This window comes from Candidatus Aeolococcus gillhamiae, from assembly GCF_016464765.1.
GTDB lineage: Bacteria > Chloroflexota > Dormibacteria > Aeolococcales > Aeolococcaceae > Aeolococcus > Aeolococcus gillhamiae.
Genome location: NZ_JAEKNS010000122.1, coordinates 1 through 19,925, shown reverse-complemented (window position 1 = coordinate 19,925; position 19,925 = coordinate 1). Strand labels below are relative to the sequence as shown.

Below are 19,925 nucleotides of genomic sequence, written 5' to 3'. Positions count from 1 at the left end.
TACGGACCTGAGCCAGCTCACACAGTGGGATCTCGACGCAATCGCGCGCAAGCTGAACACACGGCCACGGAAGACGCTTGGGTTCGCGACGCCAGCGGCTAGACTCGACGCGAGTATTGCGTCGACCGGTTGAACTCACCGTCTCATTCCTCATTCCGGGCGCGGCCGGACAGGATCTGGCTGCGGCTGTTTGGGTCGTCTTCATCGTTGTTTGCGTCACCTGGATAGCAATCTCGCGCCGCCGACGGCGGGACCTTGCCTCTTCAGGTCGCTGATCGGGCCAAAGCAGGTCTCAAGTGGACATTTGGGCAGACTGACGGCCCTCAGCTGGGTTACCGCCACCGTCATTCCCAGCTGGCTGGCGCCCAACTCAATGACACACATTCCTGAAGAACGGCTCCGCGTCAAGAGGTCCCGTTCATCTCTCTTGGTTTGCGCCCGACCGAGTTCCGCAGAGTGGCACCGCCGTGGTGACGCTCTTTCAAAGGGGGCGCGAGCAGGCACGCGCAGTCTGCCGAACCGGGCGCTGGCAGCAGCGGCGTCGGTCGGAGAAACGGTCTAACGCAATCACCACGATGCGGTTCAGGTCGAACCAGACATTCCTTCGAGCGAGTGACTCATGGTGTTGGATGCGGTTGGGGTGGCTCAATCAGTGGCGCGGCCGCCACCTCGAAAGGCGGGGCCAGTGTGTACAGCGAGCGCACCCTCGACCGGAGAATGACCAGTGAATCACCGAAGCAACGGGTACGCGCGGCACCCGTCCTCACTCTTCAGCGCGTAGTAGCAAAGGGTCAGCAGGCGGCGCGCCACCGCGATGCGCGCGATCATCTTGCCGCGGCGCTTGGCGATGCGCTGTTGGAAGTCGCGCAGGTCCTCGCCTTTGCACGCCTTGTTCGTCGACGCGGCTTCCACGAGGATCCAGCGCAGCCATCGGGATCCCTGCTTGGAGATGTGACCGCGCTTGATGTGCTGGGCACTGGAGTGCTCCCGCGGCGTCAAGCCTGCCCACGAGCACAGCTGAGCGGCTGAACCGAAGCGAGAGATGTCGCCGACCTCCACGATCACCGTCACCGCGGTGAGGAAGCCGATGCCGGGGATCGCGCGCAAACGGGCGACGCGGTCATCGGTGCCGAACCGTGTGAGCAGCTCGAAGTCGGCGTGCTCGATCTCCCAGTCCAGGCTCCGGATGAGCCGCAGGCAGGAGTCGAGCCGGTGCCGGCTGAACTCGGGCAACTGCAACGCCTCGAGCTCCTTCCAGCCCTTCGCTCCAAACGTGTCGGAGTGCTCCAGCCGAATGCCGTGCTCACCGAGCAGCGCATGGACCTGCTGCTTCACGCCGGTGCGGATCCGGCCGAGCGCTACGCGCATCCGAACCTGGCGCCGCGCCTCGCGGACCTCGGGCGGCGCGATCCACGACTCGGGGAGCATGTTGGTGCGCAGCAGGTGGGCCAGCGTCCGCGCGTCGATGGCGTCGTTCTTCACCCGCGCGGAACTGATCGCCCGTGTCTGCAGGGGGTGGGCCATGTGCGCTGGGACGCCCATCTCCTCGAGCAGGTCGGCGAGCCAGCCCCAGCCCCATGTCGCCTCGAAGACGGCCTCGGCGGGTCTCTCGATCCGGCTGAAGGCGTCCTCCACGGACGCCCGGTCGCTGGACACCGTGCGCTGGGAGACCACCTGGCCGCCCTCGTCCATGGTCACGATCCTCGACGTCCTGCGGTGCAGGTCGATGCCGACGTACAACATGCTCTGGGACCTCCTGTTCCATGACCCACCGGGCTCCGGGCCCGGCAAGGGAGTGAACCACCGCTCAGGCGGTGCGTTCGGGAACGGAGGTCCTTCTCCGTGATGCCGGGTTCTTCATGGCATCAGTGGCACCAATCAGGTGTGTGTGTCTGTACTCGCCAGTTTTGGCAAGCCCTCTTTGGCAGCCGCGGGCGCGCAAACCGTCGCCACCAAGGCGGCCGGTGGGCGCCTCCGGTCGGGGGCGCGGGCGTGCGACGGGGGCCGGTGTTTCGCGCAGGGCTCGGCGCCAACACCACCGAGCGCAGCACCCCCACTGAGAGCACGAATCGCCCATGCGCCCAGCATTGCCTGCCCCGTTTCACTCACACCAGGCCGCGGTGCAGCACTGCGTGCTGCGACCCCGACACAGACTTGCATCATCCGATGCGGGAGGAAACGGCTCTGAATGCGGCACGCAGCACCGTCTGCCGGTCGCGAGTCCGGTCCGATGGAACCCTCCTGCGCCTGCGCCGGGCACGCAGGCAAGTGGATCGGCCCGATCAATGCAGCCCGCGTCCTGATCCAGATCACGTCGGAGGGCGATGAGTCCGGAACACCTCCCTCCCGACCCCACGAACGCCGGACGAACACGGACAAGTACGTACGAACACCAGACGAACAGATGGGGCGCCCGGTCGGTCAGCCACCCGGCGGTCACCGCACTGCCGCACCCCGTGCAAGTCTGTGCAAAGTTGCTGTGGCCAGTGGCTGTCGCTTGTGGCGAGCTGCGCCCGGGGAGGGTGAGCCGATGACCTGAAGCACGAATCAGCAATGCGCGCGGCGGGTGCGCGGTCAGCTACTAGCACCGCCGGCGAACGGACGCGAACGACCCTTGTGTCCGCTTCGCCCTCCGTACGCGGGTTCTGAGGGTTGACAGGGATTAGCCCAGACGCTGGGCGATCCCAACTTCCACTCTTTGCCGCCGAAGGAGGTACCAACATGCTTCAGCCACACCGTGACAGTGCGAGCCGTCTCCTAACGGTGCTGCAGGTAGCCGACATGCTCGGCTGCGGACGAACCCTCGTTTACGATCTCATCAGCTCTCGGCAACTTCCGATCGTCAAGGTGGGCCGCCTGACACGAGTGCCCGTGGTGGCCGTCGACGACTTCGTGAGCAGGCACCTTACGAACAACATGTCGCCTCCGATTGTCGCGCCGGTCCAGCCCTCTCGCAGACGGGGTCGGCGATCGTCGGCGGTCATGGCACAGGGGGCGGCCCAGGCGCAACTCTTCGACGACGCGTCAGCGCGGTGAGGGCGTGCCGATCAGGGCAGCCGCGCCGGGGGCCGCACGGCATCTCACAACGCGTGGCGGCCCGCGTCCTGCGGCTGGCGGGATGGTCTTTGACAGCTACCGTGACAGCTACCGGGCGCGAATCGCGGCGCATTTCGGCACACCCTGGCGGTCACGAAGAGGTCACTTCGTATTCAGAACGGCCATCAGCGAACCGCCGCGGACGTCGTGGTACGGGTTTGTAAACAGCTGGCCGTCGGTTCGAATCCGTCCGCCGGCTCAGTGGTGCACCACCTCGACGACCATGAAGACGAAGAAGAGCGCGTTGGCGGCGATCACCAGCGCATGGAACAGCTCGTGGTAGCCGAACCACCCTGGCGCAAGCGTGGGACGGCGCAGCGCGTAGGCCACGGCGCCCGCTGAGTACAGCACGCCAGCGCCCAGCAGGAGCAGCAGCCCATCGACGCCCACCGCCGCCGCGATGACGGGCATGGCCACCACCGACACCCAGCCGAGCAGGAGGTACAGGCCGGCGAGAACGCCTCGCGGCATCACCACCCGGCTCAACGAGACGCCGATCCCCGCCGCTGCGAGCACCCACACGATGGTGACGATGGAGATTCCCCAGGCCCTGCTGGTCAGCGTCAGCATCAGCGGCGTGTAGGTGGCCGCGACCAGCACGAAGATGTTGGCGTGGTCGAGACGGCGCAGGATAGCGCGGCGGCGCGGCGACCACGTCACCACGTGGTAGACGCCGCTCACGCCGAATAACCACACAGACGCCGCGCCGTACAGCGCAAGCCCGGCCTGTCGCGCGGGATGGCCGCCGGCGAGCGCAACCAGCACCACGGTGCCGACTGCCCATGGTCCGGCCGCGACGAGGTGCGACCAACCGCGAAGCCGCGGTCGCCTCGCGTTCGACGTCTGCTGAGCTTGCACGAGCCGTCTTGTACCACCCTCTCGCCGCCGCTCAGGCCACCCAAGCCTCACCGGGGTGATCGCCCAGGCGGGCCGGCGGCCTGACCGCGCCGCCGCCCGAGTGGCGCACGGTATCGTGTGCGGCCGTGTCCTGCCTCTCGACGGCTGCTGCCCAAAGGGTTGAGCCGTGCTGACCGTCGATTTCGCCCGGCTGCGGCTGGCGCCGGGCACGCGGGTTCTGGACATCGGCTGCGGCAACGGGCGCCACGCGTTCGAGGCGCTCCGGCATGGCGCCGAGGTGGTCGCCACCGACCTCGACGAGACCGCGCTCGCGGAGGTGGTCACCATGGCCGAGGCGATGAGGCTCGAAGGGGAGGTGCCGCCCGGCGGCAGCCTGCGGACAGTGCGCGCGGACGCGCGACGCCTGCCGTTCGATGACGCGGAGTTCGACGTGGTCATCGCTGCCGAGGTGCTCGAGCACATCCATGAGGACGTCACCGCCCTCGCCGAGCTTGTCCGGGTCCTCCGTCCCGGCGGCCTCATCGCCGTGACCGTGCCGCGCTGGTGGCCAGAGCGAGTCTGCTGGGCGCTCTCGCGTGAGTACCACGAGGTCGCGGGAGGCCACGTGCGTATCTACCGGCGCCGCCAGCTCGCCGAGCGCCTGCGGCGATCGGGGCTGGTGCTGGCGCCTCCGCACCACCACGCCCACGCGCTCCACTCGCCGTACTGGTGGCTGCGCTGTGCGCTGGGGATGTCGCGCGAGCAGGCCGTGGCTGCTCGCCTCTACCACCGCTTCCTGGTGTACGACCTGATGCGCCGGCCGCGCTGGACGCGCAGCCTCGAGCGCGTCCTCAACCCCATGCTCGGCAAGAGCGTGGTGCTCTACGCGCGTCGACCTGGCCCGGCGGCGGCGGGCACGTCCGCATGATCGGCCCCTCCCTGACGCGCAGCGACGTCAGCGCCACCGTCGACCACATCGCCGCAGTCCAGCGGCCCGACGGGAGCATCCCCTGGTACGAGCGCGGCCAGGTCGATCCTTGGAACCACGTCGAGGCGGCGATGGCGCTCGACGTCGGTGGCCGTCACGCGGAGGCTTGGTGGGCGTACCGCTGGCTGGTGGAGCAGCAGCGTCCCGACGGCGCCTGGCACGCGGCGTACCACGAGGGCGACGTGATCGAGGCCACGCTCGACACCAACCTGACCGCCTACGTTGCCACCGGCCTGTGGCTGCACATGCTCTGCGGCGCCCCGGAGGACGAGCTGCGCGCCGGCTTCGCATGCGTCGAGAGTGCGCTGGCGTTCGTGCTGGCGATGCAGGGGGAGGACGGCGCGATCTGGTGGGCGCGTGACCGCAAGGGACGACCGTGGCGCCGCGCGCTGGTGACTGGCTCCTCGTCAATCCATCTGAGCCTGGCGTGCGCGACGCGTGTCGCCGACGCCCTCGGCGTGCCGCACCCTGAGTGGGATGCCGCACGGATCCGGGTAGGCGACGCTCTGCGCACCGCGCCGCGGAGCTTCAAGGACAAGCGCCGCTGGGCCATGGACTGGTACTACCCGGTGCTCTGCGGCGTGGTCACCGGTTCCGGGGCCGAGGCTCGCCTGGCGTCGCGCTGGGACGAGTTCGTGGTGCCCGAGCGCGGCGTGCGCTGCACCTCGGACCGTCCCTGGATCACCGCTGCGGAGACGTGCGAGCTGGCGCTGGCGCTGGTCCGCTGCGGCGACGGCGAGCGCGCGGCCCAGCTGCTCGACTGGGCGCAGCACCTGCGTGGCGACGATGCGGCGTACTGGACCGGTGCCAACTTCACCGATGGCTGCATCTTCCCGCCCGACGAGCAGCCCACATGGACGGCGGCGGCGGTGGTGCTCGCCGACAACGCCATCAGCGGCGGCGTTGTGGCGACGCTTCTCGACGCCACTCGCTAGCGGCTGAGCACGCGCAGACTGCCCTGCGCGGCCACCTCGCGGAAGCCGTCGTCGAGCGCACGCTGGTACACGTGGAAGGGTGCCTGGCCCCCGTCGGCCGGGTCGGTGAAGACGTCGTGGATGAGCAGCAGCCCGTCCTCGCCGAGGTGGGCGTGGAAGCCGGCGTAGTCGGCCTGTGCCGCCGCCTCGGAATGGCCGCCATCGATGAAGAGCAATGAAAGCGGCGTGCGCCAGTGGCGCGCGACGGTGGCGGAGCCGCCAACCACGGCGACCACCCACTCCTCCAACCCGGTCGCCTCGAGGGTGCGCCGGAAGTGCGGAAGGGTGTCGACCCGTGCACCCGAGGCGTCGAGCACCGCCTCCTCGCAGTACAGCTCGCCGGGCTGGTTCTCCTCGGAGCCGCGGTGGTGATCGACGCTGAAGAGCACGCCGCCGTGCTCGCGGGCCGCTGAGCCCAGGTACACCGCCGACTTGCCGCAGTAGCCGCCAACCTCAAGCATGGGACCGCGCGGTGCGGCGAACAGCGCGGCGCGGTGGAGGACCAGTCCCTCGTCGCCGGGCATGAACCCGCGCGCCCCGCGTGCGGCCTCAAGGTCGGCGGCGGTCATCACCGCCGCGGGCAGGGTGACGTGGAGACGTTCGACCACCGCGCCGACGATAGCGGTCAGCGACTAGCATCGCCCGCCGTGCCCGATTCCTCCGCCTTGCGCGTCGCCCTGCTCAGCTATCGGGGCAACCCGTACTCCGGCGGCCAGGGCGTGTACGTCCGCCAGCTGTCGGCCGCGCTAACGAGTCTCGGCCACCGGGTCACCGTCTTCGCCGGACAGCCTTATCCGCACCTCGAGAACGGCATCCCGTTCGTCGCGGTCCCGAGCCTCGACCTGTACCGAGCCGACGACCCGTTCCGCACCCCGGGTCTGCGCGAGTTCCGGAATTGGATCGACGTCCTCGAATACGCGTACCTTTGCACCGCGGCGTTTCCCGAACCGCTCACCTTCAGCCTGCGAATGCGCCGCCTGCTGGCCGCGCAGGCGGGCAGCTTCGACGTGGTGCACGACAACCAGTGCCTGGGCTGGGGGATGCTCGGCCTGCGTCGGGCCGGCCTCCCGGTGGTGGCCAGCGTGCACCACGCGGTGGTGATCGATCGCGACTTCGAGATCGCGCGCGAACGCAACCTGGTGCGCCGGCTGACGTTGCGCCGCTGGTACCAGTTCCACAACATGCAGGACCGCGTGGCGCGACAGATGCAGCGAGTGATCACCGTCAGCGAGAAGTCGCGGCGCGACATCGTCGAGCGGATGGGAGTCGACCCGACGCGCGTCCGGGTCATTCCGATCGCGGTGGACGGCACCGTGTTCACGCCCCAACCGGCGACGCCGCGTGTGCCGGGGCGCGTCTTCGCCGTGGCCAGCGCCGACGTCTCGCTCAAGGGTGTGGTTCCTTTGCTGCACGCGATCGCGGCGATCCGGCAGCGCCGCCCGGTGGAGGTGGTCATCCTCGGCGAGGCGCGCCCCAACGGCGCGGTGGCGAGGACCATGAAGCAACTCGGGCTCAGCGACACGGTGCGCTTCATGCGCGGCGTCGACGAGGCCGAGGTGGCCCGTCAATACGCGCAGGCGGAGGTGGCGGTGGTGCCGTCGCTCTACGAGGGGTTCTCCATCCCCGCGCTGCAGGCGATGGCCTCCGGGGTGCCGTTGGTGGCCACCACCGCAGGTGCTCTGCCCGAGGTCGCCGGCGCGCACGGGGAGACCGCGCTGCTCGTGCCTCCTGGGGACGCTGCGGCCCTGGCGGAGGCGATCGGCAGCCTGCTCGACGATCCGCCGCTGCGCATCCGGCTCAGCGAGGCGGCGCTGCGTCGCTCCCGGGAGCGATTCAGCTGGGAGGCGACGGCGCGTGCCACCGCCGACGTCTATCGCGAGGTGGTCCGCAAGCGCCTACCATGACGGCACCATGAGCGACGAGACTGCACCTCCGGAGAAGCACCACCACAGCCTGCGCGAGCGCATCGACGCCGCCGAGGCGGCAGCCGACGAGGTGGTCGCGGAGGAGAGCGGTCAGCTCGGCGGCGAGGTCAGCGCGCTGGCGGTCCCCTTCGAGGAGATCGCCGCGGCCGTGCGGGCGGCGATCCACCCGCACGACCTCGCCAAGCACGAGGTCGTCGACGGCGACGAGGACGAGCCCAGCGCCGAGGTGGCCAAGGACAAGCCCACAGGCAGCTGAGATGACGCGGCCGTGACCGTCATCGACGGCGTTGCCATCGCCGGCGGGGCGGTGCTCATCGTGGTGACGCTGTACGACGTCTTCCAGTCGGTGGTGCTGCCGCGCCCGGCGGTCGGGCGGGTGCGCATCAGCACAACGCTGGTGCAAACCTCGTGGGACCTCTGGCGCAAGGTCGCTGAGCGTCCGGGCAAGCTGCAGATGCGCGAGGCGGCGCTGGCTGCCTTCGCGCCGATGATGATCGTCATCCTGCTCATTCTCTGGGCGGCCTTCCTGATGCTTGGCTTTGCCCTCGTTTTCAGCGGGCTCCACGACGGTCTGCGTCCGCAACCCGACTCGTTCGGCACCACCGTCACGTTTTCCGCGGGGACAATGCTGTCGTTCGGCGTGGGCGGCATCGACGCCATCGGGGTGGCGACGCGGGTGCTCACCATCGTCGAGGCGGCAACCGGCTTCGGACTCTTCGCGCTGGTCATCAGCCTGCTCTTCTCACTGTTCAACTCCTTCCAGCGACGGGAGACGGCCGTGGTGGCGCTCGACGCCCTCGCGGGCGCACCGCCGTCCGGAGTGCAACTGCTCGAGCACTGTGCCGCCGACAACATGCCCGAGCAGTTGCAGGCGACCTTCGATGAATGGCAGATGTGGACCGTGGACGTTCTTGAGAGCCACCTCTCGTACCCGCTGCTCTTCTACTTCCGCTCCAGCCACGACAACGAGGCGTGGGCGAACTCGTTCGGCGCGGTGCTGACGCCGCCACACTGGTGATGACCACCCTCGACGGGGTGCCGGTTGGCCACGCGCGGCTGATGTTCAAGGTCGGCGCCCACCTCGTCGCCGACATGCGCTCCAACTTCAAATATTCCGACCACGACCAGGTCGCCGGGGTGGAGCGGGAGGAGTTCGACGACGCCTGCCAGCGCCTGCGCAAGGCCGGCTACCGGCTCCGCGAGCAGGAGAGCGCCTGGGACCAGTTCAGCAGCATGCGCAGCAAGTACGCGTCAGGGCTCAACGAGACCACCAAGTACCTCGGCGTTCCCCCGGCTCCCTGGATCGGGGACCGTTCGTACCTGCCCCATCGCGAAAGGGGACCATCGGGGCGCCGCGTGCCAACCCCGCGGTAGTCACGAGCGAGCCGCTACTCCGGCGAAAGGCCCACCACGGTGGCGGTGTCAGCGCTCCGCCGCGCTGCGTCGAGAACATCGAGGACGGCGACGGCATCCTCCACGGCCACCGGCGGCTCACCGTCGCCACGAAGGCACCGCTCCAGTGCGACGTAGAACTGCAGCCAGCTGCCCGGCTCCGGTTCGACCGCCTCGCCGTCGTCGCCCGCGACGAGCCGGCCCCAGCGAGCGCGCGGCTCCGCGCCGAAGTCCGGTTCATCGGGGCTGCGGCCGGCGCGCAGCGCGTCCTCCTGGCCGTCGAGCCCGTCGACGACGTAGCCGGCGCGACTCCCCAGAATGCGCAGGCGCGGACCTGGCGCGGCGGCGAGCGCGTTCGCCCAGAGGTGAGAGGTCACGCCGGATGAGTGCTCGAGCGCGATGAAGGCGTCGTCGTCGGCGCCGCCGCGCCGCGCCGTTACCTCTGCGTACACGCGCTCTGCTGGTCCGTGGAGCGTCAGCGCCTGGTCGACGAGGTGGACGCCGATGTCGAGCAGTACACCGCCGCCCTTCGCCGCGGGCAGCTCCTCGCGCCACGCGCCCGCCGCAGGGTTGGGCCGCCAGCGGTCGAAGCGCGACTCGTAGCGGAGCACAGTACCCAGCGAACCGTCGCGGAGCAGCCGCTGCACAGTGAGGTGATCGGAGTCCCAGCGCCGGTTGAGGAAGGGCACGACGAGCACGCCGCTCGCACGAGCCCGGTCGACCACCTCGCGTGCCTGCACCGCGGTGGTGGCCGGCGGCTTCTCGACGACCACGTGCCTGCCGGCGGCGACGGCGGCGAAGGCGAGCGGGACGTGGGAGGCGGTACTCGTGGCCACCACGGCGAGGTCGAAACCAGCGGCGTCGCTCCACAGCTCGTCCGGATGCGTGTACACGCGGGCGGCGGGGAAGTCCCCGCGCGCCTCCGTCTGGCGCTGCGGGTTGCCCGTGACGATCGCCGTCACGGCCAGTCCGGGGGTGGCGGACAGCAGGCGCCCGTGGAACACCCGCCCCGCCAGGCCGTAGCCGATCAGCGCGACGCGGATGTCCGATGATGTGGTGTGCGCAGCATGCGGCGGTCGCCGCTCGTCGCCGTCGCCCTCGACGGGCTCTGTCTCGTGGTCTTCGTGCTCGCCGGGCGTCAGAGCCACGGCCTCGACACCGGCGCCGCCTGGTTCTTCGTGGTTCTCTGGCCGGTCGCGGCGGCCTGGTTCGCCGTGGCGGTTATCGACGGCCTGTACACGCGGGCGTCACGTCCCTGGCTGCGCCTCGCCGGCACCGTGGTGCTCGGGGTCGGCGCGGGGTTGATCGCACGCATCGTGGTCACCCATCGTGACACACCGGTGGCCTTCGTCCTGGTGGCGCTTGGCTTCATGGCGGTGACCACCGCCGGCTGGCGGCTCGTCAGCGCGGCTGTGCCGCACGTGCTCGCCCGTCGCCGCGGCTGACCCGCACCTCTGAACCTAGGGTGAGCGCTGAGCGCCCCGCGCCTCACCGTGGCGTCGCTCTTCGTGACGCCGGTGCATTCCGATCCAGTCGACCCGGGTCAGAAGGTACAGCCCGATGAGCAGCAGCACCTCGACAGCAATGCCGATCGGTGACGTGAAGGTGGACTTGACGAAATCGCCTGCGCTGGTGTTGGCCGCGGCGCTCGCCCCGCCCACGTACAGGCTGTAGCTGACGAGACGACCCACAAAGAAGGCTGCGATGAGTGGAAGAAGGTTGATACCCATCAGGCCGGCGCCCTCGAAGAGTTGTGCCGAGGGAACCGGCGAGAGCGCGAAGAGTGCGAGCCCGGCAAAGCTTCGCTTGCGATCCCGCGTGAGAACCTTGCCCGCCGCTGCGAGGTTCGCCGTCTGCTTCTTCGAAATATGGCCGCGGAGGAGGCGGAAGGCGTGGGCTAATGCGAAGCGGCCGGCAGCTGCTGCGACGGCGCCGATCAGTACCAGTGGCACGACGTCGAGGTGCATGGTGAGGTGGAAGAAGACCAGGACTGCCCACGTCGGCGGTCCGAAAGCCGGCAGGAGATTCACCCCCAACACCCCGGCGACCAGCAGATACGAGGTCAGGTGGCTCACGCGCTCTCCTTGGGCAGGCGGAGTACGGGGCGGGCTGGAGCCCAAGATGGGAATTGAACCCATGACCTACGCCTTACCAAGGCGTTGCTCTACCTCTGAGCTACTTGGGCCCGCGAGGCGCCATGGTACCAACCGCCTCCGCGCCCAACCGCGGCCAACCGGGATGGGGAGGGACTTGAATTCGTGGACGTGTCCAGCGGGGCTCTGATACAATCGGACTTGACCTAGCGGCGCTAGGTTTCTTTTTTGTGTGAGGCAAACACGTGGCAACGGCGAAGGGCGGGTCGGCGATCATCACTCTGCAGTGTCCCGACTGCAAGGAGCGGAACTACACGACGGTCAAGAACAGGCGGAACGACCCCGACCGCCTGGAGCTCAGCAAGTTCTGTCACCGCTGCCGGTGCCACACCAAGCATCGCGAGACCAAGTAACCATCATCAGGGTGGCCGGCCTCGCCGGCCAGCGCACAGGGGCGTAGCTCAGCCGGTAGAGCATCGGTCTCCAAAACCGAGGGTCGCGAGTTCGAGTCTTGCCGCCCCTGCCACGCAACAGCAGATCGCCACCGCGGATGCGGCGGCAACCGGGAGGAATTGAGGTCAGGTGGCCAGAGCGGTACGCGGCCAGCCGGTCAGACAGCGCGCCCCGGTGGGCCCACCGGTGGGCGCCGGTGATCGCAACTACTTCGCGAGCGTCGTCGACGAGCTGCGCAAGGTGGTCTGGCCGACCTGGAATGAGCTCGGGCGCATGACCGGGGTGGTGGTCACCACGGTGATCCTCATGGCCGTCATCGTCTCGGTCGCCGACTACGGGCTCGGCTTCGTCGTCAAGCAGCTGTACTCCTCGAGCAGCACCACCGGCAGCCAGGTGACCGCACGGCCGTCACAGATCAAGCCGTCCGCCGCAGCCACCTCGGCGCCCACCATCCCCAGGACCGTACCCACATCAGCCGGCGGGTCCACCGCCCCCGTTTCACCGTGAGCACCACTGACATGAACGAGACCGCAACCACCACCGACGCCCGCTGGTACGTCGTCCACGCCTACTCCGGACACGAGGAGAAGGTCAAGGCGAACCTGCTCAAGCGTGTCGAGTCGATGGACATGCACGACAAGATCTTCGACGTCCTGGTCCCCACCGAGGAGGTGATGGAGATCAAGGACGGGCAGCGCCGCAAGGTGGCCAAGCGGATCTTCCCCGGCTACATCCTGGTCAACATGATCATGTCCGACGAGTCGTGGTACGTGGTGCGCAACACGCCCGGGGTCACTTCGTTCGTTGGCAGCGGGAACAAGCCGGTGCCGCTCCAGGACCACGAGGTTCGCGGGATCCAGAAGCAGGTCAAGGCGGAGGCCCCGACCAAGGTGTCGGTGGAGTACGAGATCGGCGAGAACGTTCGCGTCACCGACGGGCCGTTCACCGACTTCCACGGCAAGGTCACTGAGATGAACGCGGAGAAGGGCAAGCTCAAGGTGCTTGTCAACATGTTCGGGCGCGAGACGCCCGTCGAGCTCGACCTGCTCCAGGTTGAGCGGTTGCGATAGGAGTTCACGTGGGCAAGAAGAAGGTCAAGACAGTCATCCGTCTGCAGATCCCCGCGGGCAAGGCCACGCCGGCGCCGCCGATCGGCACCGCGCTAGGACCACACGGGATCAACATCATGGAGTTCTGCAAGACGTACAACGAGCGCACCGCCGCGATGGGCGACACCGTGATCCCCGCCGAGATCACCGTGTACGAGGACCGCACCTTCAGCTTCATTACCAAGACTCCGCCCGCGTACAACCTGCTCAAGAAGGCCGCTGGGGTGGAGAAGGGCTCGGCCGTGCCCAACCGCGACAAGGTCGGCCAGGTGTCACGCGACCAGGTGCGCGAGATCGCCGAGCAGAAGATGCAGGACCTCAACGCGTACGACATCGACCAGGCGATGAAGATCATCGAGGGCACGGCCCGCTCGATGGGGCTCACCGTCAACTAGACAACTGCACAGTGGGAGGGCGCCGCCGCGTCCGCACGGACCACAGGAGAATCGACATGCCCCACCGCTACGGAAAGAAGTACCGCGAGGCCTCCGCCGCTCTCGAGCCGGAGCGGGCCTACCCGCCGGACGAGGCCGTCGCCGCGGTGCGCAAGGCCAGCACGGCGAAGTTCGACGAGTCGATCGAGGCGCACATCCGTCTCGGTGTCGACCCCCGCCACGCCGACCAGATGGTGCGCAGCAGCGTGGTGCTGCCCCACGGCACCGGGCGCACCCGCCGCATCGCGGTGTTCGCCACCGGTGAGAAGGCCAAGGAGGCGCTCGACGCCGGCGCCGACCTGGTCGGCGGCGACGACCTGGTGAAGAAGGTGCAGGCCGGGGAGATCGACTTCGACGTCGCCCTGGCAACCCCCGACCTCATGGGCGCCGTCGGCCGCCTCGGCAAGGTGCTCGGTCCGCGCGGGCTCATGCCCAACCCCAAAGCCGGCACGGTCACCTTCGACATCGCCAAGGCGGTGCGCGATGTGCAGGGCGGCCGCGTGGAATTCCGCGTCGACCGCGCCGGGATAATCCACGCCGCCATCGGCAAGGCATCGTTCGATGACGTCAAGCTGCGCGACAACTTCGCCGCGCTGATGGATGCCATCGTCCGCGCCAAGCCCTCGGCCGCCAAGGGGACCTACGTCAAGACCGTCACCCTGGCCGCGACCATGGGCCCCGGAGTGTTGGTCGACCCCTCCGCCGCGGCACGCATGACGGTGGCCTGAGCAAACCCGTGATCCGGTTGCTCATCGTCGACGACATCTCGAGCACGAGGGACAACCTCCAGAAGCTGCTGAGCTTCGAGGACGACATCGAGGTTGCCGGCACCGCCTCCGACGGTCGCGAAGGCCTGGAGGCGGCGCACCGCCTGCAGCCGGACATCGTGCTGACAGACGTCAACATGCCCGTCATGGACGGGATCCAGCTCACCGAGACGCTGGCCTCGGAGCTGCCCACCTCGCCGGTGATCATCATGTCGGTGCAGGGCGAGCGCGACTATCTGCGCCGCGCCATGCAGGCCGGTGCCCGCGAGTTCCTCATCAAGCCATTCAGCCACGACGAGCTGGTGGCGGCGATCCGGCGCGTCTACCAGCTCGAGCAGAAGAAGGGCACGTTCCTCGCCAAGACGGCCCCGGCGCAACCCGACGCCCCCGCGGCCCCGCGCAGCAACGCCCCAGCCGAGGTTCTCCTGGTGTTCTCCGGCAAGGGCGGTGTCGGCAAGTCGCTGATCGCCACCAACCTCGCCGTCGCGCTGGCGGAGCAGACCGGGGGGCGGGTCGCGCTCGTGGACCTCGACCTCCAGTTCGGCGACATCGGGGTCATGCTCAACCTCGACCACAGCCGCAGCATCACCGAGCTGGTTGACGGCTCCAGCGGCATCGATGACGAGAGCGTCGGTGAGGTGGTCGCCACCGGTCCCTCGGGCGTCAAGGTGCTGCTCGCGCCGATCAGCCCCGAGCTCGCCGACCTGGTCACCGCCGAGCACGTGCGCACGGTCATCGCCGAACTGCGCCGCGGCTACGACTACGTGATCGTCGACAGCGCCAGCCACCTCACCGAGTTCAACCTCGAGGTCATCGAGCTGGCTCAGCGCGTGCTGGTGGTCACCGCGCTGACCATCCCTGCCATCAAGGACGCCAAGCTCACCCTCAAGGTGCTGGAGTCACTGTCGGTCGATGCCGAGTCGATCATGCTCGTGGTCAACCGCGTCGACGGCTACGCGGACTTCAACCAGGAGTCGATCGAGCAGAGCTTGCGCACGCCTGTCGCGGTGTCGATCCCCCACGACCCGCGCGTCATCGGCGACGCCATCACTCGCGGTCTGCCATTCGTCACCGCGCATCCCGAGGCCGAGGTGAGCCGCGCGATCCGCGAGCTGGTGGCGCGCATCGTTCCCGAGCGCGCGATGGCGGCGGCGGTGCCGGAGAGCGGTGACCGCAAACGCCGCAAAGGCTTGTTCGGCCGCTAGTCACGACGGGGGAACTGGCGTTTCCCCTGCGCCTGCTTCAGGGACCGAGGCCGCTCGAGATGTTCGAGTAGAGGTTGCCGGTCTGCTTGCCGAGGATGACCACCGAGACGATCACCACCATGGCCACGAGCACGAGGATGAACGCGTACTCGACCATGCCCTGACCGCGCTCGCCGCGGCGGGTAGTGTGACGCTCGTCCTCGCTGTCGATGTCGACTGTGGCGGCGGTTGCCGGCATGTCCGCTCCTGGGTGAGTCACGTCGCTACCGTGTAAAGCTGAGTTTGCGACGCGTTCTCTTCTTCTTATCAGAAGAATCGCCGTTCGGCGCAGGCTCGCTGCCATTTCGTGACAGAGGATCGATCGCCGCGACGATGGTGCGCACCGCTGAGCTGGCCGGGGCGGCGGGGCTGCTCACCACGAAGGGCACGCCTTTGTTGACCGACGTGGCCACGACGTCTGCGGCGAAGGGGACCTCCACGGAGATGTGCGCGCCGAGGAACGTCTCGGCGCCGCGACGATCGAGACCACCGACGCCGTCGCGGTGGTTGCCGATCACCATCACCTTGGCGGGGTCGACCTCGAGCGTCTCGAGGACGCCGCGCGTCAAGCGCGCGTTCTTGATGCCGGTGACGCTGAGGTCGGTCACCATCACCAGGTGGTCGGCGAGCTCCAAAGTGTGGATGCTCACCTCGTTGAGGTACGAGGGTGTGTCGACGATGATGAAATCGAAATCGCTGCGCAGAGTCGTGATGAGGTCGGTCAGGTGCGCGCTGCTGACGTAGTCGGCGAGCTCAGGCGAGGTGGGCGCGAGCAAGACCTGGAAACCGGGGCCGTTGACGAGCACCTGGCGGACCATGTCGGAGTCGGCCGTGCCGTTCTCCGCGAGCAGGTCGGTGATGCTGTGATCGGTGGGCAGGTCGAGCGCGGCGCCGACGTCGCCGTACTGCAGGGACAGGTCGACGAGCACGACCGCGCCTGGGTGCTTTTCGGCGAGGGCGGCGGCGATGTTGATGGCGATGACCGTCTTGCCCACCCCCCCCTTGCCGGAGATGACCGCGGTGACCACGCCCCGACGGGACACCGCCGGCGCGGATGCGGCCGCTGAGCTGGGGTCGCCGGGCGCGCTGGTCGCAGCCACGGCGACCGCGGGCGCCGGCGAGCTGCCGCCGCGGCGCTGCTCGAAGGCGTGGACGCGGCGAACCGCGGCCACAAGGTCGTCACCTTTGAAGGGCTTCTGCAGGAACTCGCGCGCCCCGGCCAGCATGGCCAGCCGATAGGCGTCGTTCTCCGCCTCCATCGACATCATGATCACGCCGGTCCCTGGCAGGGCCTGGACGAGCATCTCGGTGGTCTGCCCACCGTCCATGCCCGGCAGCCCGGCGTCGATGATGGCGATGTCCGGCTTCAACCAGAGCGCTTCCTGCACAGCCGACTCACCGTCGCTGGCGGTGCCGCAGACCTCGAGGTCCTCCTCGAGTGCGAGGCGGCGGGAGATGTTGTCGGTCACCTGGTGGCTTTCGTCGGCGATCAGAACTCGGATCATGGGCATGTCAAGCGCACGGACCTCCTGCGCGCGAGTCTATCCGCGATCTGCGAACGTGACCGTCACGGTCCGGTCGCACCTGCCGACAGCGCCGGCAGGAACGGGCGGGGGTCGACGGGGGTGCCGTTGACCCGGACCTCGAAGTGGCAGTGGGGACCTGTCGAGTTTCCGGTGGAACCGAGCAGCCCGATGACCTGGCCCGCCTTGACGGCGTCACCGGCCTTGACCAGGACGGCCTCGAGATGGCCGTACAGGGTCAGCAGACCGCCGGCATGGGCGAGGATGACGTGGTTGCCGTAGCCGACGGTGCTGAGGTCGGCCGCCGCCACGACCCCGTCGGCCGCGGCCACGATGGGGGTGCCGTAAGGCCCCGACAGGTCGATGCCGGTGTGGAAGTGCGGGTAGCCACCGTAGGCGGGCTCGAATGGGTACGGGCTGGGCCCGAAGCCCTGGGCGATGCCCACGTGGTGCGCCGCCCAGATCAGCTGGCTCCCATCGGCGTTGATCGGCGTCGTCGGGGGGATGGCGATGGACGACGGCAGCGTGCCGAGGTGGTTCTTGAGGTAGTACGTCGCCTCGTCCCAGGCTGCCTGCTCGGCTGCCGCGATGGTTACGTTGAGCTGGTCGAGCCGGGTCTGCGCGATCGACTGGGCGACGGCGAGGCTCTGGCCGTTGGCCGCGCTGATCTCCCGCGCCGTAGCTGCGGCCTGCGAGCTCAGCTGGCCGATCAGGTCCTGGGCATGCTGGGTCTGCTGCTGCAGGGTCTGCTCCTGCGCCTGGAGCTGGGCGGTGGCCTGCTGAGCCACGACCGCGTCCGCGGCAGCCTGCGCCTCGGCGCTCTCGGCCTCGGCGATGTCGGCGTTGATCTGATCGACGAGCTGCGAGCTGCGGTGGACGACGTGGGAGAGGTCGGCGGCCCTGCTGAGCAGGTCGGAGACCGACGCGCTCGAGAGCAGGTAGGAGAGGAGGCTGTCGTGGGTCTGGTAGCCGAGCCGCACGTAGATGGCGAGCAGTTGCTTGTCCGCCTTGGCGTGGCGGCGGGCCACGGCGGCATTGGCGCGCTCGGTGGCCTCGCGGCTGGTGGCGTCGCTGTAGCGCTGCTCAGCGGCGGTGAGCTGGGTGAGCGTCTCCGCGATCGCCTTCTGGTTGGCGTTCACCAGGTCACCGAGGGAATTCTGGGAGTCCCGCGCCGCCTGCAGCTCGCTGCTCAGCGAGCCGACCATCGCCTTGAGCGCTGCCTGCTGCAGCAGTTGCGCCTGGAGCTGGGCCGCAACCGGGTCGAGCGTGGGCGCCGACTTCGGCGGCGGTGCGCCCGGAGCCGCCTGGGCGGGTACGGCGATCAGGAGCAACATGCCTGCGAGCAGGCCGACAAGTACTTTGCGCACCGCCGCAGGGTATGGCCCGCGACTCTCCGTCCCTGCCCGGATTCACGCAGCGTTCGCGGGTCGTCAAAGCCTGTCAGACGCGTCGTTGCATCATCGCCACTATTCAACGCGTTGGCGGCGTTACCGAGCCGACACCGAGAGCGGACGGGTCAGCGACCGAAGCGCAGTCGCCAGCGCGCGGCCTGGTGACGGACGTTGGGTGCGGCGCTCACCGCCTGCGCGCGCCCCACGTGGTCGACGATCAGCGCCATCTGTCTGCTGAAGCCCGAGCGCGGCTCGCTGACCACCATCGGCCGGCCGCTCTCGATGGTCTCCTCCATCCGAGGTTCGAAGGGAAGGGTGCTGAGGATGGGAAAGCGAAGCGTTCGCTCGATCTCCTCTGCCGAGAAGGTGAGGCGCGGCCGCGTCTGGTTGACCACCAGGGCGACCCGGTCGGGGGGAATGCCCAGGGACTGGAGGAGACGCAACGTGACCTTGGCGTCCTTGACCGAGGTGATCCCGAACGAGCTGACCAGGAGGATCTGGTCGGCCACCTCCATCACCCCGACGACGCGCTCCTCGAGGTGGGGCGGCGAATCCACCACGACCACGTCGTGGGTGCGGGAGAGCTGCCCGAGGATAGCCTCCAGGCCGGCGGCGCTGACCAGGTCTGACGACTCCGGGCTGCTCGGCGCCAGTAGGACCCTGACCCCGTGCTCGCTAGTGGCCAGCGCGTCCTCGAGGGCGGCGGCGTCGACCGCATCTCCCTGCTGGGTGATGGCGTCGATGGTGATCGGATGGGATTCGAGGTGGAGCAGGACGCCGACGTCGCCGTACTGGAGGTTGAGGTCGACCAGCGCCACCCTGGCGCCCCGGAGCGCCAGCGCGGTGGCGAGGTTGGTGGCCACCACCGACTTGCCGACGCCGCCCTTGCCGCTGAAGACGAGCACGGTGCGCGCGTGACCGTGCGCGCCCGCCTCCTCGCCCCCCGGCTCGGGCTCGGCAGCCTGCGCCTGTGACGCTGACTCAGTCGGGACGCGCGAATGCGCGGCGGGCGCAGCGCGCTGTGCCAGCTGGCCGCCCGTCACCGCCACGATGGCAGCGCGCATCTCGGCGGCAGAGGCGTCCAGCCGCAGCACCGCGTCGGCGATCACCGGCGTGTCGCCTCCCGCCTCAGCGACCAGCATGACCAGGCGTGTGGACGGTGCCACCGCGCCGAGCCGGGCCAGCGTGTCGGACGGGGTGGCGCCAAGCCCATCACTGAGCAGCAGCACGTCTGGCTGGAGCAGCCGCGCCTGCTCGAGCACCGCGTCTGCGCTCGAGATCATCGCGCAGACCTCGATCTCGTCCGCGTACTCTGCGGTGCCTTCGTGGACGCGCACGATCTCGGGGAAAGGAGCAGCAACAGCCACGCGAATGGCCGCACTGCGATGCTTCCTGTCCATCGGGCGTGATGGTAGGCCGCAGCATGGGACGTCCGCGAGATGAGCCAGTGTCGCTGACCGTGGTCGGCGGGCAAAGAGAAAGGGGAGCCGCATGGGCGACTCCCCTTGTCAGTTCTCGCGAACGCGAACGGTCTCTAGGTACCGAGGCCGCTGCTGATGTTCGAGAAGACGTTGGTGACCTGCTTGCCAACAACGGTGAGGATGACGATGACGACGACGGCGATGAGGACGAGGATGAGCGCGTACTCGACCATACCCTGGCCTTCCTGATCGTCCTCGTTGCGAACCATGAGCTCGCG

General features: G+C 68.8%; 24 protein-coding genes, 2 tRNA genes and 1 pseudogene. 16 read left to right on the top strand and 11 right to left on the bottom strand.

All coding sequences use genetic code 11. The features are described 5' to 3' along the window. A pseudogene (locus JF886_RS11785) lies at positions 1-133 on the top strand (IS30 family transposase); the annotation flags it as partial. Between the two features lie 596 nt (positions 134-729). On the opposite strand, the gene JF886_RS11780 reads toward JF886_RS11785, so the two are convergent. Further along, positions 730-1,743, bottom strand: coding sequence for an IS110 family RNA-guided transposase (locus JF886_RS11780; RefSeq protein WP_337312679.1), 1,014 nt, complete (start codon positions 1,741-1,743; stop codon positions 730-732). A 978-nt stretch (positions 1,744-2,721) separates the two neighbouring features. On the opposite strand from JF886_RS11780, the gene JF886_RS11775 reads away from it, so the two are divergent. Then, the gene (locus tag JF886_RS11775; RefSeq protein WP_337312677.1) at positions 2,722-3,036 is read left to right on the top strand and encodes a helix-turn-helix domain-containing protein; all 315 of its coding nucleotides are present in this window, start codon (positions 2,722-2,724) and stop codon (positions 3,034-3,036) included. Positions 3,037-3,294: 258 nt separating this feature from the next. On the opposite strand, the gene trhA is transcribed toward JF886_RS11775, so the two are convergent. Beyond that, the gene (gene trhA / locus JF886_RS11770; protein WP_337312675.1) at positions 3,295-3,954 is read right to left on the bottom strand and encodes a PAQR family membrane homeostasis protein TrhA; all 660 of its coding nucleotides are present in this window, start codon (positions 3,952-3,954) and stop codon (positions 3,295-3,297) included. Between the two features lie 166 nt (positions 3,955-4,120). Here trhA and JF886_RS11765 point away from each other — a divergent pair, with 166 nt between their 5' ends. Both JF886_RS11765 and JF886_RS11760 read left to right on the top strand, forming a co-directional pair. Next, on the top strand, positions 4,121-4,861 hold the full coding sequence (locus tag JF886_RS11765) for a class I SAM-dependent methyltransferase (protein WP_337312673.1): 741 nt from the start codon (positions 4,121-4,123) through the stop codon (positions 4,859-4,861). After that, positions 4,858-5,856, top strand: a complete 999-nt coding sequence (locus JF886_RS11760; RefSeq protein ID WP_337312671.1) for a prenyltransferase/squalene oxidase repeat-containing protein — start codon at positions 4,858-4,860, stop codon at positions 5,854-5,856. The genes JF886_RS11765 and JF886_RS11760 overlap by 4 nt, the downstream gene beginning before the upstream one ends. On the opposite strand, the gene JF886_RS11755 is transcribed toward JF886_RS11760, so the two are convergent. After that, positions 5,853-6,464, bottom strand: a complete 612-nt coding sequence (locus tag JF886_RS11755) for a class I SAM-dependent methyltransferase (protein WP_502711429.1) — start codon at positions 6,462-6,464, stop codon at positions 5,853-5,855. The two genes, JF886_RS11760 and JF886_RS11755, sit on opposite strands and share 4 nt — an antisense overlap. Before the next feature lie 78 nt (positions 6,465-6,542). On the opposite strand from JF886_RS11755, the gene JF886_RS11750 reads away from it, so the two are divergent. The 4 genes from JF886_RS11750 to JF886_RS11735 are packed head-to-tail and all read left to right on the top strand — an operon-like array spanning position 6,543 to position 9,194. Next, on the top strand, positions 6,543-7,799 hold the full coding sequence (locus JF886_RS11750; RefSeq protein ID WP_337312667.1) for a glycosyltransferase family 4 protein: 1,257 nt from the start codon (positions 6,543-6,545) through the stop codon (positions 7,797-7,799). A gap of 7 nt (positions 7,800-7,806) precedes the next feature. Then, complete coding sequence (locus tag JF886_RS11745; RefSeq protein ID WP_337312666.1) at positions 7,807-8,076, top strand: hypothetical protein; 270 nt, start codon at positions 7,807-7,809, stop codon at positions 8,074-8,076. A gap of 12 nt (positions 8,077-8,088) precedes the next feature. After that, the gene (locus JF886_RS11740) at positions 8,089-8,838 is read left to right on the top strand and encodes a hypothetical protein (RefSeq protein WP_337312664.1); all 750 of its coding nucleotides are present in this window, start codon (positions 8,089-8,091) and stop codon (positions 8,836-8,838) included. Then, a complete protein-coding gene (locus tag JF886_RS11735) occupies positions 8,838-9,194 on the top strand; it encodes a hypothetical protein (RefSeq protein ID WP_337312662.1) in 357 nt (118 codons plus the stop codon). The genes JF886_RS11740 and JF886_RS11735 overlap by 1 nt, the downstream gene beginning before the upstream one ends. Positions 9,195-9,208: 14 nt before the next feature. Here JF886_RS11735 and JF886_RS11730 read toward each other — a convergent pair whose 3' ends face one another. Then, positions 9,209-10,255: a Gfo/Idh/MocA family protein gene (locus JF886_RS11730; RefSeq protein ID WP_337312684.1), complete on the bottom strand. Its 1,047-nt coding sequence runs from the start codon at positions 10,253-10,255 to the stop codon at positions 9,209-9,211. Positions 10,256-10,336: 81 nt separating this feature from the next. Here JF886_RS11730 and JF886_RS11725 point away from each other — a divergent pair, with 81 nt between their 5' ends. Beyond that, positions 10,337-10,657, top strand: coding sequence for a DUF3054 family protein (locus JF886_RS11725; protein ID WP_337312660.1), 321 nt, complete (start codon positions 10,337-10,339; stop codon positions 10,655-10,657). A 15-nt stretch (positions 10,658-10,672) separates the two neighbouring features. On the opposite strand, the gene JF886_RS11720 is transcribed toward JF886_RS11725, so the two are convergent. Both JF886_RS11720 and JF886_RS11715 read right to left on the bottom strand, forming a co-directional pair. Beyond that, a complete protein-coding gene (locus JF886_RS11720) occupies positions 10,673-11,287 on the bottom strand; it encodes a hypothetical protein (RefSeq protein WP_337312657.1) in 615 nt (204 codons plus the stop codon). Between the two features lie 35 nt (positions 11,288-11,322). Next, positions 11,323-11,397, bottom strand: a tRNA-Thr gene (locus JF886_RS11715). Between the two features lie 153 nt (positions 11,398-11,550). On the opposite strand from JF886_RS11715, the gene rpmG reads away from it, so the two are divergent. The 7 genes from rpmG (at position 11,551) to JF886_RS11680 (ending at position 15,273) form a co-directional block, all read left to right on the top strand. Continuing rightward, positions 11,551-11,718, top strand: coding sequence for a 50S ribosomal protein L33 (rpmG, locus tag JF886_RS11710; protein ID WP_337312655.1), 168 nt, complete (start codon positions 11,551-11,553; stop codon positions 11,716-11,718). A 37-nt stretch (positions 11,719-11,755) separates the two neighbouring features. Then, positions 11,756-11,831 (top strand) — tRNA-Trp (locus JF886_RS11705). Positions 11,832-11,887: 56 nt separating this feature from the next. Then, the gene (gene secE, locus JF886_RS11700; protein ID WP_337312653.1) at positions 11,888-12,265 is read left to right on the top strand and encodes a preprotein translocase subunit SecE; all 378 of its coding nucleotides are present in this window, start codon (positions 11,888-11,890) and stop codon (positions 12,263-12,265) included. A gap of 11 nt (positions 12,266-12,276) precedes the next feature. Continuing rightward, the gene (gene nusG / locus JF886_RS11695; RefSeq protein ID WP_337312682.1) at positions 12,277-12,828 is read left to right on the top strand and encodes a transcription termination/antitermination protein NusG; all 552 of its coding nucleotides are present in this window, start codon (positions 12,277-12,279) and stop codon (positions 12,826-12,828) included. Positions 12,829-12,836: 8 nt separating this feature from the next. Next, entirely contained in the window at positions 12,837-13,262 is a 426-nt protein-coding gene (rplK, locus tag JF886_RS11690) for a 50S ribosomal protein L11 (protein WP_337312651.1), read from the top strand. 56 nt (positions 13,263-13,318) lie between these two features. Next, a complete protein-coding gene (gene rplA / locus JF886_RS11685; RefSeq protein ID WP_337312649.1) occupies positions 13,319-14,029 on the top strand; it encodes a 50S ribosomal protein L1 in 711 nt (236 codons plus the stop codon). An 8-nt stretch (positions 14,030-14,037) separates the two neighbouring features. After that, a complete protein-coding gene (locus JF886_RS11680; protein WP_337312647.1) occupies positions 14,038-15,273 on the top strand; it encodes a CpaE/TadZ family protein in 1,236 nt (411 codons plus the stop codon). 37 nt (positions 15,274-15,310) lie between these two features. On the opposite strand, the gene JF886_RS11675 is transcribed toward JF886_RS11680, so the two are convergent. The 5 genes from JF886_RS11675 to JF886_RS11655 form a co-directional block, all read right to left on the bottom strand. Then, positions 15,311-15,511, bottom strand: a complete 201-nt coding sequence (locus JF886_RS11675; protein WP_337312645.1) for a hypothetical protein — start codon at positions 15,509-15,511, stop codon at positions 15,311-15,313. Between the two features lie 25 nt (positions 15,512-15,536). Then, on the bottom strand, positions 15,537-16,817 hold the full coding sequence (locus tag JF886_RS11670; RefSeq protein ID WP_337312644.1) for a CpaE/TadZ family protein: 1,281 nt from the start codon (positions 16,815-16,817) through the stop codon (positions 15,537-15,539). A 62-nt stretch (positions 16,818-16,879) separates the two neighbouring features. Beyond that, positions 16,880-18,202 (bottom strand): peptidoglycan DD-metalloendopeptidase family protein, encoded by a 1,323-nt coding sequence (locus JF886_RS11665; RefSeq protein ID WP_337312642.1) that lies wholly within the window; start codon positions 18,200-18,202, stop codon positions 16,880-16,882. A 149-nt stretch (positions 18,203-18,351) separates the two neighbouring features. Further along, positions 18,352-19,626 (bottom strand): CpaE/TadZ family protein, encoded by a 1,275-nt coding sequence (locus JF886_RS11660; RefSeq protein WP_337312640.1) that lies wholly within the window; start codon positions 19,624-19,626, stop codon positions 18,352-18,354. Between the two features lie 134 nt (positions 19,627-19,760). Next, a complete protein-coding gene (locus JF886_RS11655; protein WP_337312681.1) occupies positions 19,761-19,916 on the bottom strand; it encodes a Flp family type IVb pilin in 156 nt (51 codons plus the stop codon). Positions 19,917-19,925 lie beyond the last annotated feature (9 nt).

Coding starts and splice junctions, on each gene's coding strand:
- JF886_RS11775 (WP_337312677.1), top strand. CDS start 2,722: ATGCTTCAGCCACACCGTGACAGTGCGAGCCGTCTCCTAACGGTGCTG.
- JF886_RS11755 (WP_502711429.1), bottom strand. CDS start 6,464: ATGACCGCCGCCGACCTTGAGGCCGCACGCGGGGCGCGCGGGTTCATG.
- JF886_RS11745 (WP_337312666.1), top strand. CDS start 7,807: ATGAGCGACGAGACTGCACCTCCGGAGAAGCACCACCACAGCCTGCGC.
- JF886_RS11660 (WP_337312640.1), bottom strand. CDS start 19,626: ATGGACAGGAAGCATCGCAGTGCGGCCATTCGCGTGGCTGTTGCTGCT.
- JF886_RS11675 (WP_337312645.1), bottom strand. CDS start 15,511: ATGCCGGCAACCGCCGCCACAGTCGACATCGACAGCGAGGACGAGCGT.
- rplA (WP_337312649.1), top strand. CDS start 13,319: ATGCCCCACCGCTACGGAAAGAAGTACCGCGAGGCCTCCGCCGCTCTC.
- JF886_RS11670 (WP_337312644.1), bottom strand. CDS start 16,817: ATGATCCGAGTTCTGATCGCCGACGAAAGCCACCAGGTGACCGACAAC.
- JF886_RS11760 (WP_337312671.1), top strand. CDS start 4,858: ATGATCGGCCCCTCCCTGACGCGCAGCGACGTCAGCGCCACCGTCGAC.
- JF886_RS11780 (WP_337312679.1), bottom strand. CDS start 1,743: ATGTTGTACGTCGGCATCGACCTGCACCGCAGGACGTCGAGGATCGTG.
- JF886_RS11735 (WP_337312662.1), top strand. CDS start 8,838: ATGACCACCCTCGACGGGGTGCCGGTTGGCCACGCGCGGCTGATGTTC.
- JF886_RS11655 (WP_337312681.1), bottom strand. CDS start 19,916: ATGGTTCGCAACGAGGACGATCAGGAAGGCCAGGGTATGGTCGAGTAC.
- nusG (WP_337312682.1), top strand. CDS start 12,277: ATGAACGAGACCGCAACCACCACCGACGCCCGCTGGTACGTCGTCCAC.